This is a genomic window from Acidovorax sp. GW821-FHT10E04 (genome assembly GCF_059415185.1).
This window is the reverse complement of the sequence record NZ_JBWKMT010000004.1, coordinates 272629-287546: the sequence shown is the minus strand read 5'-3', so window position 1 is coordinate 287546 and position 14918 is coordinate 272629. Positions and strand designations below refer to the sequence as shown.

Here is a 14918-nt window from a genome sequence, read left to right as displayed (position 1 = left end):
CATTTCAGGCAGGAGAAGGCACAAAGCCGGCCAGTTCGGACGGCAGCTCGGCATGGAGCGCCACGCGCTCGCCCGAGGCGGGATGGTTGAACTGTAACCGCCAGGCATGCAGGAACATGCGCTTCATGCCCAGCTTCTGCAGCCGCTTGTTGAGGTCGAAATCCCCGTACTTGTCGTCCCCCACGATGGCATGCCCCTGGCTGGCCAGGTGCACGCGGATCTGGTGGGTGCGGCCGGTCTTGATGGTCACCTCCAGCAGCGACATGGCGGGCAGCCCCTGCGCGGGGCGCGGGGGCACCGAGCTGCGCACCTTGACGAGCGTGACGGAGCGCATGCCGTCCGGGTCGTCGGCCGTGGTCACGCGCACACGGCGCTCCCCGTCGGCCTGCAGGTACTTGTGCAGCGGCAGGTCGATGACCTTCTTGTTGGCGGGCCAGGCACCCGTGACGAGTGCCAGGTAGGTCTTGCCGGTCTCGCGCTCGCGGAACTGGTCCTGCAGGTGCGTGAGCGCCGAGCGCTTCTTGGCCACCAGCAGGATGCCCGAGGTCTCGCGGTCCAGCCGGTGCACCAGCTCCAGGAATTTCGCGGCCGGGCGCGCCTGGCGCAACTGCTCGATCACGCCGAAGCTCACGCCGCTGCCGCCGTGCACCGCCACGCCGGCCGGCTTGTCGATGGCGATGAGGTGCTCGTCTTCGAGCAGGATGGGAAATTCGCGCGCGGGCGCCGGGCGCTCGGCCTTCTCGGCGACCTTGTCTGAAATTCGAACAGGAGGCAGGCGCACCACGTCCCCTGCTTCCACGCGGGTGTCGGCACTCACGCGGCCTTTGTTGATGCGCACCTCGCCGCTGCGGATGATGCGGTAGACGTGCGTTTTTGGCACACCTTTCAAGTGGCGTATCAAAAAGTTATCGAGCCGCTGGCCCGCGGAATCGGAATCGACCTCGATCAGGCGTGCCGCCGGAGGGCTTGCCGCCGTGGTGCGGTCGGATGGCGGTTTGGCCCCTATAATGTGTTTCACCTGCGCGTTGCTGTGTAAGTGGTTGATTTGTCTGGAGTTTAGTCCACGCAACCCTTTCCCTCGTGCAGGAAGGTCGATGCCAGCGGGCGTCGTGCACGCAGATTGCAGGCCAGATGCCTGCGGTGGCCTGCGCTTCGTTCGGCGGGCTGACAGATTGAAACACTGATACGGAATCCCCAAGCTGGCAGACGCACCCTACCCGGGAGCAGCCTGCCAGCGGATCGAAGCGAGCATGTGGTTGTTGATGGCATGGATGGTGACCTTGTGGCGGTGGCTGTTGCCCCCGGCCGCACACGCACATTCCGCCCCAGCGCCCGTCCTGCAAGCGCAACACGCTACTATTTTGGTAGCAAAACTGCGCCACTCTCACTCGCCCCCATCCACGCGCCCCTGCCTTTTCCTGCCGCGCTAGCGCTCGGCAGACCCTTGGCATTCCCGGCAATTCCCTTCGTTTCGATGCGTCAGTCCAGGCATTCACAGCTCCTGTAGAGCTTGTTGTATTGGTTTGGAAACTGTGGGCGGCAGCCCGCGCAGCCCTCTCCGTGGGTCACGGTTGGCTGCTCCGCTGCTGTCCGCGAAACACTGAAGGAATCGCATCATGAAGCGGATGCTCATCAACGCCACGCAGCCTGAAGAACGGCGCCTGGCCATCGTCGACGGACAGAAGCTCCTCGACTACGAAATCGAAATCGAGGGGCGCGAACAGCGCAAGGGCAACATCTACAAGGCCGTCGTCACGCGCGTCGAGCCTTCGCTGGAAGCCTGTTTCGTCGACTACGGCGAAGACCGCCACGGCTTCCTGCCGTTCAAGGAAATCTCGCGCAGCTACTTCATCCCCGGTGTCTCGCCCAGCCAGGCACGCATCAATGAAGTGATCCGCGAGGGCCAGGAGCTGCTGGTCCAGGTCGAAAAGGAAGAGCGCGGCAACAAGGGCGCGGCCCTGACCACCTTCGTCTCGCTGGCCGGCCGCTACGTGGTGCTGATGCCCAACAACCCCCGTGGCGGTGGCGTCTCGCGCCGCATCGAGGGCGAGGACCGCGCCGAGCTCAAGGAGGCGATGGACCAGCTGGAATACCCCAACGGCATGTCCATCATCGCGCGCACCGCCGGCATCGGCCGCACCGCGCCCGAGCTGCAGTGGGACCTGAACTACCTGCTCAAGCTGTGGAACGCCATCGACGGCGCCGCCAAGGGCGGCAAGGGCGCCTTCCTGATCTATCAGGAATCGAGCCTCGTCATCCGCGCGATCCGCGACTACTTCAACAACGACATCGGTGACATCCTCATCGATACCGACGACATCTACGAACAGGCGCAGCAGTTCATGGCGCACGTCATGCCCGAGCATGCCGCCCGCGTGAAGCGCTACCGCGACGACGCCGCCCTGTTCAGCCGCTTCCAGATCGAGCACCAGATCGAATCGGCCTACGCCCGCACCGTGCAACTGCCCTCGGGCGGCGCCATCGTGATCGACCACACCGAAGCGCTGGTCAGCGTGGACGTGAACTCGGCCCGCGCCATCAAGGGCGGCGACATCGAGGAAACCGCCACCCGCACCAACCTGGAAGCCGCCGACGAAGTGGCGCGCCAGATGCGCCTGCGCGACCTGGGCGGCCTGATCGTGATCGACTTCATCGACATGGAGGAGAGCAAGAACCGCCGCGAAGTGGAAAACCGCCTGCGCGACGCGCTGCGCCAGGACCGCGCCCGCGTGCAGTTCGGCACCATCAGCAAGTTCGGCCTCATGGAGATGAGCCGCCAGCGCCTCAAGCCCGCGCTGTCCGAAGGCTCGTCCATCCCCTGCCCGCGCTGCGGCGGCTCGGGCCATATCCGCGACACCGAATCTTCGGCCCTGCAGATCCTGCGCATCATCCAGGAAGAGTCCATGAAGGACAACACGGCCGCCGTGCACTGCCAGGTGCCGGTGGAAGTGGCCTCGTTCCTGCTCAACGAAAAGCGCACCGAGATCGCCAAGATCGAACTCAAGCAGCGCGTGGCCGTGCTGATGGTGCCCAACAAGACGCTGGAAACCCCCAACTACCGCCTGGAACGCCTCAAGCACGACGATCCGCGCCTGGACCACATCGAAGCCAGCTACAAGCTCGCCGAGGAAGTGGAAGACCCCACGGCCGTGACGCGCCGCTCGCAGGAGCCCACCAACAAGCAGACCCCCGTCATCAAGGGCGTGCTGCCCGATGCTCCCGCCCCCGTGGCCGAGCCCCGCCCCGAAGGCGCGGCCCGCCCACCCCGCGCCGGCCAGCGCCCCGCTGCCGCGCCCGCGGCACCCGCCCAGGCCCCCGTGGCTGCGCCAGCGCCCGCTGCCGCCGCCGCGCCGCAGGAGCAAGGCTTCTTTGCATGGCTCAAGAGCCTGTTCGGCTTTGGCGATGCACCGGCAGCCCCCGCACCGGTGGCAGCAGCCCCTGCCCCCGCCGCCACACCTGAAACCACGGGCCGCGGCGAGCCCCGCCGCGATGGCCGCAACGGCGAAGGCCGTGGCCGCCGTGGTGGCCGCGATGGCAACCGGGAAGGCCAACGCGAAGGCGGCCGTGATGGAGGCAACCGCGAAGGCGCCAGCGAAGGCCGCGGCCGCCGTGGCGAGCGCTCGGCCGAAGGCCGCGCTCCGCGCGACGCCGAGGGCCGCCCACCCCGCGACACCGACCGCCGCCCCGAAGGCGAAGCCCGCGAGGGACGCGAAGGCCGCAACGGGCGTGACGGTGGCCGTGGCCGCCGCGACGCAGAGCCCCGCAACCAGGCCGCCGGACTGAACGGCGACAACACCGCTGCCGCGCAGGCGCAGGTGGAAGGTCCGAACGGCAACAGCGCGGAAGCGGGCCAGCAGCCGCGCGGCGAGCGCGGTCCGCGCCGTGACCGTGGCGAAGGCTCCGGCCGCCGCGAACGTGGAGACCGTGCAGAGCGCGGCGAACGCACGCCCCGTGCTGTCGAAGCGCAGGAGAGCACCGCGCCGGCCGCGGGCGACTTCGTCGACACCGCCCCGCTGGCATCGCTGCCCGACCTGGACCTGTCCGGCAACGACGTGGCCGCGGGCAATGGCGCCCCGGCCAGCGAAGAGCAGCAGCGCCGCGAGCGCCGCTCGCGCGACCGCTACGGCCGTGACCGCCGCGAACGCGGCGAGCGAGGTCCTCGCGACAGCGCCGAGACCACGGCAGCGGCACCGGCGATGCTGGACTTCGATCCCACCGCCGTCGCCGCACCCCAGGCCGAACCGGCGCCGGAGCAGGATGAGGCTCCACGCCGCAGCTACTTCAGCGCCCCCGCCGCACCGGTGGAGGCCGCCGTGGCCGAGGCTCCGGCTGCCGCCCCGGTGGCGGCTGCAGCGCCAGCGCCCGTGGCTGCTCCGGTGGCCGCCACGGCCCCTGCTGCCGCGGCACCCGTGGCGCCCCCGGCCGCACCCGTTGCCGCGCCCGCGCCAGCCCCGGTGGCGGTTGCTGCTGCGGCGGCTGCCGCCAACGGCATGCCCCGTGTCCAGTCCTTCACGCTGCCGGTCGACGAGCTCCAGCAGGTTGCCGCCTCGTCGGGGCTGCAATGGGTGAACTCGGACGCGGGCAAGATCGCCGCCGTGCAGGCGGCGATCGCCGCCGAACCGCAACCCATCCGCGTTCCACGCGAACGGCCGCCCGCGGTCGTGCTGGACGAAGGCCCGCTGGTGCTGGTGGAAACCCGCCGCGACCTGTCGGCGATGACCCTGCCTTTCGAGCAGCCGCCGGCGGCCTGATCCACCGGCTGCGGCCCTGAAAACAAGAAGGCGGCCCAGGGCCGCCTTCTTGTTTTGGGGGCCCTGAACAACGCCTTGGCGCTGCGGCGGCCCTGCAGCAGGTACCATTTTGGCCGCTGCCGGCATTCCGGCCTCGCTCCGCCCAGCCTTCTCCCCTTCCGAGCCCCACGGACCACCCGGACTCCCACATGCTGTTCCTGCTGTCCCCTGCCAAATCCCTTGACTACGACACCCCCCTGCCCGAGGGGCTGCCCCATTCCACGCCCCAGTTCGTGCCACAGTCCACGGCCCTGATCGAGGTGCTGCGCACCCAGTCCCCCCAGGACATCGCCTCGCTCATGGACCTGAGCGACAAGCTGGCCGCGCTCAACGTGGCGCGCTACCAGGCCTGGCGCCCCCGCTTCACCGCCGCCAACTCGCGCCAGGCGCTGCTGGCCTTCAACGGCGACGTGTACGAAGGCCTGCAGGCGCGCGCGCTCACCGCCGACGACCTGGACTGGGCCCAGCGCCACGTGGCGATCCTGAGCGGCCTGTACGGCGTGCTGCGCCCGCTCGACCGCATGCAGCCCTACCGGCTGGAGATGGGCACGCGCCTGGCCACGGCCGCGGGCAGCAACCTGTACCAGTTCTGGGGCAGCCAGATCGCCGAGCACCTCAACACCCGGCTGCGCGCCGACACCACGCCCGTCGTGGTCAACCTGGCGTCGCAGGAGTATTTCAAGGCCGTGGACCGCAAGGCGCTCAAGGCACGCGTGGTCGAATGCGTGTTCGAGGACTGGAAAGGCGGCGGCTACAAGATCATCAGCTTCCACGCCAAGCGCGCGCGCGGCCTCATGGCCCGCCATGCCGTCACGCACCGCCTTGCCACACCCCGCCAGCTGGAAGGGTTTGATCTGGACGGCTATGCCTTTGCCCCGGCATCATCCGGGCCCGAGCGCCTGGTATTCCGGCGCAAGGCAGCACCCGCCCCGTAACCCCGAAAGAAACCTGCTTACGTTGAAGGACCGCCATGACATCGCGTTCTGAACAGCACCCGGACAGCACCACGGCAACCCACCAGGACCGCGGTGCCGCGCGGCAGGCCATCACGCCCGAGCTGCGCCGCTGGATCATCGAGCAGGCCCAGGCAGGCTATGCCGCGCCCGTGGTGCTGCAGTCCATGCGCGATGCGGGCTGGGATGAGGACGTGGCCGCCGATGCGCTGGAGATCACGCTGCAGGACCACCTCAACGAACTGGCCGTGCAGCAGGGCCAGCCACCCGCCGTGGCGGTGCCCGAGCCGCGGCTGGACGAATCCCCCGCGCAGCTTGAGGCCGGCGACCGCAGCGTGAACGTGCTGCTGGCGATCGCCCAGCCGCGCATCGTGGTGTTCGGCAACCTGCTGTCGCCCGAAGAATGCGATGCGCTGATCGCCGCCGCCGCGCCGCGCATGGCGCGCTCGCTCACCGTGGCCACCAAGACGGGGGGCGAGGAAGTCAACGACGACCGCACGAGCGACGGCATGTTCTTCCAGCGCGGCGAAAGCCCGCTGCTGCAGCGCATCGAGGAGCGCATCGCCCGCCTGCTGAACTGGCCCATCGAGAACGGCGAGGGCCTGCAGGTGCTGCACTACCGCCCCGGCGCCGAATACAAGCCGCACTACGACTACTTCGACCCCGCCGAGCCGGGCACGCCCACCATCGTCAAGCGCGGCGGCCAGCGTGTGGGCACGCTCGTGATGTACCTGAACACGCCCGAGAAAGGCGGCGGCACCACCTTCCCCGATGTGCATGTGGAAGTGGCGCCGCAGCGCGGCAATGCCGTGTTCTTCAGCTACGAGCGCCCGCACCCGTCCACGCGCACCCTGCATGGCGGCGCCCCGGTGATCGCCGGCGAAAAATGGATCGCCACCAAGTGGCTGCGCGAGCGGGAATTCAAATAAAAACAGGCCCTGGCGCTTATCCACATTGCGCTACCAGCTATCAATTTAATAGTATCCATGAACACCCCGGAACAATCCCAACTCGGCAAGGCATCGGCCTACATCGACCAGTACGACGCCTCTCTGCTGTTCCCCATCCCCCGCGCGGGCAAGCGGGCCGAGATCGGTGTCACCGGCGCCGCGCCGTTCTTCGGCGCCGACCTGTGGACGGCGTTCGAGCTGTCGTGGCTCAACCAGCGCGGCAAGCCGCAGGTGGCGCTGGCGCACATCACCGTGCCGTGCGAGACCCCCAACATCGTGGAGAGCAAGTCGTTCAAGCTCTACCTCAACAGCTTCAACAACACCCGATTCACGGATGCGGCCGAGGTGCAGGCCCGCGTCCGTGCCGACATCAGCGAGGCCGTGTGGCGCGGCGCGGAGCACCCGGCCACCGTGGGCGTGCGGCTCCTCAGCCCCGAACTGTTCGACCAGGAGCCCGTGCACGAACTCGACGGCCTGAGCCTCGATCGGCTGGACGTGGAATGCACGCAGTACCAGCCCGCGCCCGAGCTGCTGACGGCCGTGTTTGGCGAGGCCCCCGTGTCCGAAGTGCTCACCAGCAACCTGCTCAAGAGCAACTGCCTGGTGACGGGCCAGCCCGACTGGGGCAGCGTGCAGATCAGCTACAGCGGCCCGCAGATCAACCAGGAAGGCCTGCTGCAGTACCTGGTGAGCTTTCGCAACCACAACGAATTCCACGAGCAGTGCGTGGAGCGCATCTTCATGGACGTGTGGACCCGCTGCAAACCCATCAAGCTCACCGTGTATGCGCGCTACACGCGCCGGGGCGGCCTGGACATCAACCCGCTGCGCACCAGCCACCCGCAGGGCCTGCCGCGCAACGTGCGCACCGCCCGCCAGTAAGGCCCTCCAAAGATCCGCTAACCGCGCGCGTCAATCCAGTCGCACCGCAGGGTGTGGCGCGCATGCGCGCGGGTGCGCCAGGTCACATACAGGCTGGGCAGAAAGATGGCGACCAGGCACACCGGCGCGGTCCAGGGCTCGCCAAAGGCGCAGATGGGAAACCAGCCCACCCACCCCAGCATCCAGATCGTCAGCACCAGGTCCCAGAGGTGGTACTCCAGCGGGTGCTCGGCCTTGTGCGCGACATGCCACTGCTTGATGCGTTGCAGCTCGTTCAGGGTCATGGGAACCTCCCGGAAAACGGGAAATTCACTGTAAGTTAGCAGTAAGAATTCGTCAAGAAGTACCGCGCGCCCCGCCACGGCGCAGGGCCGCTAGCCCAGGCGAAACACATCCACGGACCGGCCCAGCGACAGGGCGCTTTCCTTGAGGCCCTGGGCCGATGCCGCCGACTGCTCCACCAGCGCCGCGTTCTGCTGCGTCACGGTGTCGAGCTGCGTGACAGCCTCGTTGACCTGGGCGATGCCCTGGGACTGCTCCTTGGTCGCGCTGCTGATCTGCTGCACCAGCGTGCTCACCCGCCCGACGGCGTTGACCACGCCCTGGATGGTGGTGCCGGCATGGTCCATCTGCTGCGCGCCGTTGGCGATCTGGTTCACCGTCGCGCCGATCAGGCCGCTGATCTCCTTGGCCGAGCTGGCGCTGCGCTGCGCCAGGGCCCGGACCTCCCCCGCCACCACGGCAAAGCCCCGGCCCTGCTCGCCCGCGCGGGCCGCCTCCACGGCGGCATTGAGCGCCAGCAGGTTGGTCTGGAAGGCGATGCCCTCGATCACGCCCACGATCTCGCTGATGCGCGTGGACGACTGCTTCATCTCCTGCATGGCAGCGCCCACCTCCTGCACGGCCTGGCCGCCGCGCGTGGCGATGTCGCTGCTTTGCGCGCTCTCGTGCGACACCTTGGCGGCGGTGTCGGCCGTCTGCTGCACGGTGCTGGCCAGCTGCTCCATCGACGCGGCGGTTTCCTCCAGGCTGCTCGCCTGCGATTCGGTGCGAGCCGACAGGTCCAGGCTGCCGCGCGAAATCTCGGCGGCCGACTGGGTGAAGCTGCGCACTTCGGTGCGCACATCGCCCACCACCGCGCGCAGGTTGACCTGCGTCTGCCGCAGCCGCTGCATGAGCGCGCCCAATGGCGGTGGATAGTCCACGTGGACCGAGGTGGCCAGATTACATGCCGAGATGTCGGAGGCGAACCGGGTCGCATCGTGCACGCCCCGCAGCACGGTGGCCTGGTAGCGCCACAGCGCCCACCCGCTCCCCACCAGCAGCAGCACCAGGCGCGTCACCCAGGCCACGGGGCCCTGCAGCCCCAGCATGTCGGGCACCAGCGCCAGCAGCAGCAACACCCCAAGCACCAGCGCCATGCGGGGCAGCAACGCCATTTGCGCCATGCGCTGCCGCCAGCCACGCACACCGCGGTAGCGCAGGTTGCCGGCGTCCAGGTAGAAACTGCGCGCGCCCGAGGCCGCATCGCGGCGCATCTGCGCATACAGGGCCTCGGCGGCATCGGACTCCGCCGCGCTGGGCTTGGTGCGCACCGACATGTAGGCGCGGGGCTTGCCCCCCTCCATGATGGGCGTGACATTGGCCCGCACCCAGTAGTGGTCGCCATTCTTGCGGCGGTTTTTCACCAGCCCCGTCCAGGGCTCCCCCCGGCCGACGGTGCGCCACAAGTCCTTGTAGGCCTCGGCGGGCATGTCGGGGTGGCGGATGATGTTGTGGGGCTGGCCGACAAGCTCGTCGTGGCTGTACCCGCTCACGCGCACGAAGGCGGGGTTGCAGTGCGTGATCTCGCCCTTGGTGTTGGTGCTGGACACCAGCAGCTCATCGCCGGGGTAGTCGAAATTCTGCTGGGTCACCGGCAGGTTGATGCGCATGAAAAGCTCCTGATGGGCCCGCATCGTCGGCAGGCGGCGCGGTCCGCTACCGCTTGATACCGATCAAGTCTACCTGCCGATCACACCGTCTGGCACCAAAAGAATTGCGGCGGTGCCCCGAGAACGGGCGGCCCCGGGCGCAGCCTCGGGCCTAGAAAAGCTGACCGGTTTCCATGGTGGCCTGCGCGCCGGGCCGCCGCCCCCGGCCGCCGGCCGGCACCGGTGTGCGTGGCTCCAGCACCGGCTCTTCCCCGCGCCGCGCCAGCGTGCTGGCCCGTACCCCCAGCAGGCGCAGGCGCTTGTCCAGCGGCACGCGCTTGAGGCACTGCCCCGCCAGCTGGCGGATGGTGGCGCCGTCCGCCGTGTAGATGCCCGCGGTGTGGTCGCGCGTGGCGATCTTGAAGTCGTCGTAGCGCAGCTTGATGCCGATGGTGCGCGCCACATAGCCCTTGCGCTGCAGGTCTTCGGCCAGGCGCAGGCACAGGTCGGTGAAGATCGCGCCCAGCTCCGCCTTGTCGCGCACGGCGTGCAGGTCGCGGTCGAAGGTGGTCTCGCGGCTCATGCTCACGGGTTCGCTTTCGGTCACCACGGGGCTGTCGTCCCGCCCCCAGGACACCCGGTGCATCCACGCTCCCGTCGATTTGCCGAAGTGCCCCATCAGCCACTGTTCATCCTGCGCCGCCAGCTGGCCGATGGTCTCGATGCCCAGGCGCGCCAGCTTCTCACCCGCCTTGGGGCCGATGCCGTTGATCTTGCGCACGTTGAGCGGCCAGATCTTCGCCTGCAGATCCGACTCATAGACGATGGAGATGCCATTGGGCTTGTTGAACTCGCTGGCCATCTTGGCCAGCAGCCGGTTGGGGGCCACGCCGATGGAGCAGGTCAGCCCCGTCACGTCGAAGATCCTCTTCTGGATGAGCCGTGCCAGCACCCTGCCTCCTTCGCGCTGGCCCCCGGGCACGTCGGTGAAGTCGATGTAGACCTCGTCCACGCCCCGGTCCTGCATCACCGGAGCGATGTCGGTGATGGTGCTCTTGAACAGGCGCGAAAAGCGGCGCACTTCGTCGAAATCCACGGGCAGCACGATGGCATGAGGGCACAGCCTGGCCGCCTTCATCATGCCCATGGCCGAGCCCACGCCGAACTGCCGCGCCGCGTAGGTGGCGGTGGTGATGACGCCCCGGCCCACATAGTCCTTGAGCAGGGGAAAGTCGGCCACCGGGATGAAATGCGGCTCGCGCAGGCCCTGGCCATCGGGGCTCTGGTGCAGCAGCTCGTCCACCTTGCGCCGCCCGCCGCCGATGACCACGGCCAGGCCCTTGAGCTGGGGGTAGCGCAGCAGCTCGACGGATGCGAAGAAGGCATCCATGTCGAGGTGCGCGATGCGGCGCAGGCGCGGTGCGGAGGGCTCGTCGGGCGGTGCGGAGGTCACGGCCTCCATTGTGCGCAAAAGCGCAGGCACCCTGCTGTCAGCCGCCCGGCCGACCACAGGGTTTGGGCTGCGGTATTGATTGTGTCTATTGCTTCTTGGCGAGCGCCGCGTTGCGCAGGCCCTGCAGCGTTCCCGTGGGCGTGATCGCCTCGGGGTCCATCAGGCAGTGCAGCACGCTGGGCAGGCCGCTGGCCCGCGCGCGGGCCAGGGCGGGGGCGAAGTCTTCGGTGCGCTCGACGCGCTCGCCGTGGCCGCCGAACGCCTGGGCGTAGGCCTTGAAGTCGGGGTTCTTGAGCTGCGTGGCGCTCACGCGGCCCGGGTACTCGCGCTCCTGGTGCATGCGGATGGTGCCGTACATGGCGTTGTCCAGCAGCACCACGATGATCGGCAGGCCGTACTGCACGGCGGTCGCGAACTCCTGGCCGTGCATCAGGAAGTCGCCGTCACCCGCGAAGATCACCACCTCGCGCTGCGGCCACAGGCGCTTGCCGCCCACGCCGGCCGGCAGCCCGTAGCCCATCGACCCGCTGGTGGGCGCGAGCTGGCTGGCATAGGTGGTGAAGGGCCAGAAGCGGTGCACCCACGTGGCGAAGTTGCCCGCGCCGTTGCAGAAGATGGTGTCGGCGGGCAGCACGTCCTTGAGGTGCTGCATCACCTGGCCCATCTGCAGATCACCGGGGATGCGGATGGGCGCGGTGTCGCTCCAGGCCAGATAGTCGGCATGGGCGGCTTCGGTGTGAGCCTTCCACGGCACCGGCGCCGCAGGGCGCACGGCATCCAATGCCGCGGCGAAGGCCTGCGGCGTGGCGTGGATGGCCTGCGTGGGGCGGTAGAGCTTGCCCAGTTCATCGGCATCGGCATGCACATGCACCAGGGGCTGTGCGGGCGTGGGGATGCCGAACAGCTCGTAGCCCTGCGACGGCACTTCGGACAGGCGCCCGCCCACCACCAGCACCAGGTCGGACGCGCGGATGCGCGCCAGCAGCTTGGGGTTCACGCCGAGGCCCAGGTCGCCGCCGTAGCAGGCGTGGGTGGCGGCAAACAGCATCTGCCGGCGGAACGAGCAGTACACCGGAATGGACCACGCCTCGGCAAACGCCGTGAACTCGCGCACCGCCTGTTCGGACCAGCGGCTGCCGCCCAGGATGGCCACGGGGCTCTGGGCGGCCTGCAGGCGCTGGGCCAGCTCTGCCATCTGCGCGGCGCCGGGGTGGGTCTCGGTGACCTGGTAGGGCTGCGCGTCGGCCACGGTGGCGGCCTCCGTCAGCATGTCTTCGGGCAGCGCCACCACCACCGGGCCGGGGCGGCCCGAGGTGGCAACGTGGAAGGCGCGCGAGATGAGTTCGGGCACGCGCGCCGGGTCGTCGATCTGCACCACCCACTTGGCCATGGTGCCGAAGACCGCGCTGTAGTCGAGCTCCTGGAACGCCTCGCGCCCCATGGCGCCGCGCGCCACTTGCCCCACGAACAGGATCATCGGGGTCGAGTCCTGGTGCGCGATGTGCACCCCGGCCGACGCATTGGTGGCGCCCGGCCCGCGCGTCACGAAGCAGATGCCTGGCTGCCCCGTGAGCTTGCCCTGCGCCTCGGCCATCATGGCCGCGCCGCCTTCCTGGCGGCACACCGTCACGCCGATGTCTGCATCGTGCAGGGCATCGAGCACAGCCAGGTAGCTCTCGCCCGGCACGCAGAACAGCTGCTTGACGCCATGGGTGATGAGCTGCTGCACCAGGATCTGGCCGCCGGTGCGGCTTGGGGCGGGGCTGGAGGTGGAAGGCGTGGTCATGTCAAAAGGTCCGGAACGGGAAAATATCAAACGAGGAAAACAGGTGGGTCAGCGCAGTGCCTCGCACGCACGGCGGATACGTGTGCAGGCCTCCTGCAGGTCGGCCATGCTGGCAGCGTACGAGATACGGAAATACGGCGCCAGCCCCAGCACGCTGCCCGGCACCACGGCCACGTGGAACTCGCGCAACAGGTAGTCGCAAAAATCGGCATCCGTGCGCAGCAGCGCGCCGCCCGGCGTGGTGCGGCCCAGCACGCCTTCGCAGCTGGCAAAGGTGTAGAACGCACCCTCGGGCACGCGGCAGCGCAGGCCCGGCGATGCATTGAGCGAAGCCACCACGAGGTCGCGCCGCGCCTGGAACTCGCGGCAGCGCTCGGCCACCACGTCCTGCGGACCGGTGAGCGCCGCCACCGCCGCCGCCTGGCTGATGGACGACGCGCACGACGTCGCCTGGCTCTGCACCACCGCCATGGCCGCGATCAGCGCACGCGGGCCCGCGCCGTAGCCGATGCGCCAGCCCGTCATGGCGTACGACTTGGACACGCCGTTCACCGTGAGCGTGCGCTCGCGCAGCGCGGGCAGCACGACCACCGGCGTGGCGAACGCATGGCCGTCGTACAGGATGTGTTCGTAGATGTCGTCCGCCAGCACCCACACCCGCGGGTGGCGCAGCACCACCTCCAGAAGGGGCCGCAGTTGCTCGGCGCTGTAGGCCGTGCCGCTGGGGTTGGACGGCGAGTTGATGAACACCCAGCGCGTGCGCGGCGTGATGGCGGCATCCAGCTCTTGCTCCGTAATGCGAAAGCCGTTGTCTTCGCTGCACGGCACCACCACGGGCACACCGCCCGCGATCAGCACCATGTCGGCGTACGAGGTCCAGTACGGCGCGGGCAGGATCACCTCGTCGCCCGGGTTCAGGCTGGCCATCAGCGCGTTGTAGATGACCTGCTTGGCACCGGCGCCCACAGTGATCTCGTGGGTGGCGAACGCGAGGCCGTTGTCGCGGCGGAACTTGAGCTGGATCGCGGCCTTGAGCTCCGGCGTGCCGTCCAGCACCGTGTAGTGCGTGTCGCCCCGCGCCATGGCGCGCTGCGCGGCCTCCTGGATGTGGATCGGCGTGTCGAAGTCCGGCTCGCCCAGGCCCAGCACGATCACGGGCTGACCCTGGCGCTTCAATTCATTGGCGGCCTGGGTGATGCGCACGATGTCCGACACACCGATGGCGCTGATGCGGTCGGCCGCGCGAAAGGCTGTGGCGGGGATGGCGGCGTTCATTGCTGGTAGGACTCCAGGGGCTTGTCGTTGGGTGCGGAGAACAGCTGGCGCAGCGTGGTGCCCAGCGGCAAATTCAGGCTCATGTTCTTGGGCGGAATGGGGTTCACGAACCACTTGGTGTAGATCTTTTCCATCTCGCCGCTCTGCATCAGCCGGGTGAGCACGCCGTCCACCGCGGCCTTGAAGGTGGGGTCGTCCTTGCGGAACAGCAGCGCGATCGGCTCGGCGCCCAGCGGCTCGCCCACGATGCGGTAGGCCGACGGGTCCTTGGAGTTGGAGATCAGGCCCGCCAGCAGGTTGTCGTCCAGCACGAACGCATCAGCGCGGCCGGATTCGAGCAGCATGAAGCTCTCGTGGTGGTCCTTGCCCAGCACCGTCTTGACGGGTGCGCCCAGCGTGCGCTCCTGCTTGCGCAGCAGCTGCACGGCCGTGGTGCCGGTGGAGGCCGCAATCGTGCGGTTGCCCAGCTGGCTGATGGACTTCAGGTCCGAATCCTTGCGCACCGCCATGCGCACCTCGCTCACATAGGTGGTCACGGCAAAAGCCACCTGCTGCTGGCGCGCCAGGTTGTTGGTGGTGGGGCCGCAGCCGATGTCCAGCGTGCCGTTCTGCACCAGCGGCATCGTGTTCTGCGCCGTCACGGCCATGTACTCGAGCTTCGCGTCGGGCACGATTTCCTTGAGCACGCGCTCGCACAGCTCCACGTGGTAGCCCACGTATTTTTCATTCGCGCCCAGCGCGTAGGCCATGGGCGGCGAGGTCTCGCGCACGCCCAGCACCGCCTTGCCCGATGCCTTGATCTTCTCCAGCGTGGGCATGGCGGGTTGCGCCTGCGCGGGCACGAAGGCCGTGCAGGCCAGTGCGAGCCCTGCAGCGAGCGCGGTGAATGTCTTGCGGGAAATTGCCATGGTCGTTG

The 14918-nt window shown here is 68.6% G+C and carries 11 protein-coding genes; 4 read left to right on the top strand and 7 right to left on the bottom strand.

The features are described 5' to 3' along the window. Positions 1-4: 4 nt before the first annotated feature. Positions 5-1018, bottom strand: a complete 1014-nt coding sequence (locus AC07OC_RS14720) for an RluA family pseudouridine synthase (RefSeq protein WP_218295611.1) — start codon at positions 1016-1018, stop codon at positions 5-7. Positions 1019-1616: 598 nt separating this feature from the next. Here AC07OC_RS14720 and AC07OC_RS14715 point away from each other — a divergent pair. The 4 genes from AC07OC_RS14715 (at position 1617) to queF (ending at position 7575) form a co-directional block, all read left to right on the top strand. Then, positions 1617-4751, top strand: a complete 3135-nt coding sequence (locus AC07OC_RS14715) for an Rne/Rng family ribonuclease (RefSeq protein WP_494601598.1) — start codon at positions 1617-1619, stop codon at positions 4749-4751. 188 nt (positions 4752-4939) lie between these two features. Then, a complete protein-coding gene (gene yaaA / locus AC07OC_RS14710; protein WP_218340093.1) occupies positions 4940-5725 on the top strand; it encodes a peroxide stress protein YaaA in 786 nt (261 codons plus the stop codon). A 35-nt stretch (positions 5726-5760) separates the two neighbouring features. Next, positions 5761-6672 carry a 2OG-Fe(II) oxygenase gene (locus tag AC07OC_RS14705; protein ID WP_218340092.1) on the top strand — a complete coding sequence of 304 codons (912 nt, stop codon included), beginning with the start codon at positions 5761-5763 and terminating at the stop codon, positions 6670-6672. Between the two features lie 57 nt (positions 6673-6729). Beyond that, positions 6730-7575, top strand: coding sequence for an NADPH-dependent 7-cyano-7-deazaguanine reductase QueF (queF, locus tag AC07OC_RS14700; protein ID WP_218340091.1), 846 nt, complete (start codon positions 6730-6732; stop codon positions 7573-7575). Between the two features lie 17 nt (positions 7576-7592). Here the strand turns inward: queF and AC07OC_RS14695 are convergent, their stop codons facing one another. The 6 genes from AC07OC_RS14695 to AC07OC_RS14670 form a co-directional block, all read right to left on the bottom strand. After that, a complete protein-coding gene (locus tag AC07OC_RS14695) occupies positions 7593-7859 on the bottom strand; it encodes a hypothetical protein (protein ID WP_218295616.1) in 267 nt (88 codons plus the stop codon). A gap of 90 nt (positions 7860-7949) precedes the next feature. Then, positions 7950-9509, bottom strand: a complete 1560-nt coding sequence (locus AC07OC_RS14690; RefSeq protein WP_492253639.1) for a methyl-accepting chemotaxis protein — start codon at positions 9507-9509, stop codon at positions 7950-7952. A gap of 151 nt (positions 9510-9660) precedes the next feature. Beyond that, complete coding sequence (locus AC07OC_RS14685) at positions 9661-10950, bottom strand: Y-family DNA polymerase (RefSeq protein ID WP_492244149.1); 1290 nt, start codon at positions 10948-10950, stop codon at positions 9661-9663. Positions 10951-11026: 76 nt separating this feature from the next. Beyond that, the gene (locus AC07OC_RS14680) at positions 11027-12727 is read right to left on the bottom strand and encodes a thiamine pyrophosphate-binding protein (protein ID WP_218340088.1); all 1701 of its coding nucleotides are present in this window, start codon (positions 12725-12727) and stop codon (positions 11027-11029) included. 48 nt (positions 12728-12775) lie between these two features. After that, positions 12776-14002, bottom strand: a complete 1227-nt coding sequence (locus tag AC07OC_RS14675) for a pyridoxal phosphate-dependent aminotransferase (RefSeq protein WP_218295620.1) — start codon at positions 14000-14002, stop codon at positions 12776-12778. Next, positions 13999-14910: an amino acid ABC transporter substrate-binding protein gene (locus AC07OC_RS14670; RefSeq protein ID WP_218340087.1), complete on the bottom strand. Its 912-nt coding sequence runs from the start codon at positions 14908-14910 to the stop codon at positions 13999-14001. Before AC07OC_RS14670 ends, AC07OC_RS14675 begins: the two co-directional genes overlap by 4 nt. Positions 14911-14918: the final 8 nt, after the last annotated feature.

Bases quoted from the DNA above. Each gene is read 5' to 3' on its own strand.
- AC07OC_RS14680 (WP_218340088.1), bottom strand. From the start codon at position 12,727: ATGACCACGCCTTCCACCTCCAGCCCCGCCCCAAGCCGCACCGGCGGC.
- AC07OC_RS14685 (WP_492244149.1), bottom strand. From the start codon at position 10,950: ATGGAGGCCGTGACCTCCGCACCGCCCGACGAGCCCTCCGCACCGCGC.
- AC07OC_RS14705 (WP_218340092.1), top strand. From the start codon at position 5,761: ATGACATCGCGTTCTGAACAGCACCCGGACAGCACCACGGCAACCCAC.
- AC07OC_RS14715 (WP_494601598.1), top strand. From the start codon at position 1,617: ATGAAGCGGATGCTCATCAACGCCACGCAGCCTGAAGAACGGCGCCTG.
- AC07OC_RS14690 (WP_492253639.1), bottom strand. From the start codon at position 9,509: ATGCGCATCAACCTGCCGGTGACCCAGCAGAATTTCGACTACCCCGGC.
- yaaA (WP_218340093.1), top strand. From the start codon at position 4,940: ATGCTGTTCCTGCTGTCCCCTGCCAAATCCCTTGACTACGACACCCCC.
- queF (WP_218340091.1), top strand. From the start codon at position 6,730: ATGAACACCCCGGAACAATCCCAACTCGGCAAGGCATCGGCCTACATC.
- AC07OC_RS14670 (WP_218340087.1), bottom strand. From the start codon at position 14,910: ATGGCAATTTCCCGCAAGACATTCACCGCGCTCGCTGCAGGGCTCGCA.
- AC07OC_RS14675 (WP_218295620.1), bottom strand. From the start codon at position 14,002: ATGAACGCCGCCATCCCCGCCACAGCCTTTCGCGCGGCCGACCGCATC.
- AC07OC_RS14695 (WP_218295616.1), bottom strand. From the start codon at position 7,859: ATGACCCTGAACGAGCTGCAACGCATCAAGCAGTGGCATGTCGCGCAC.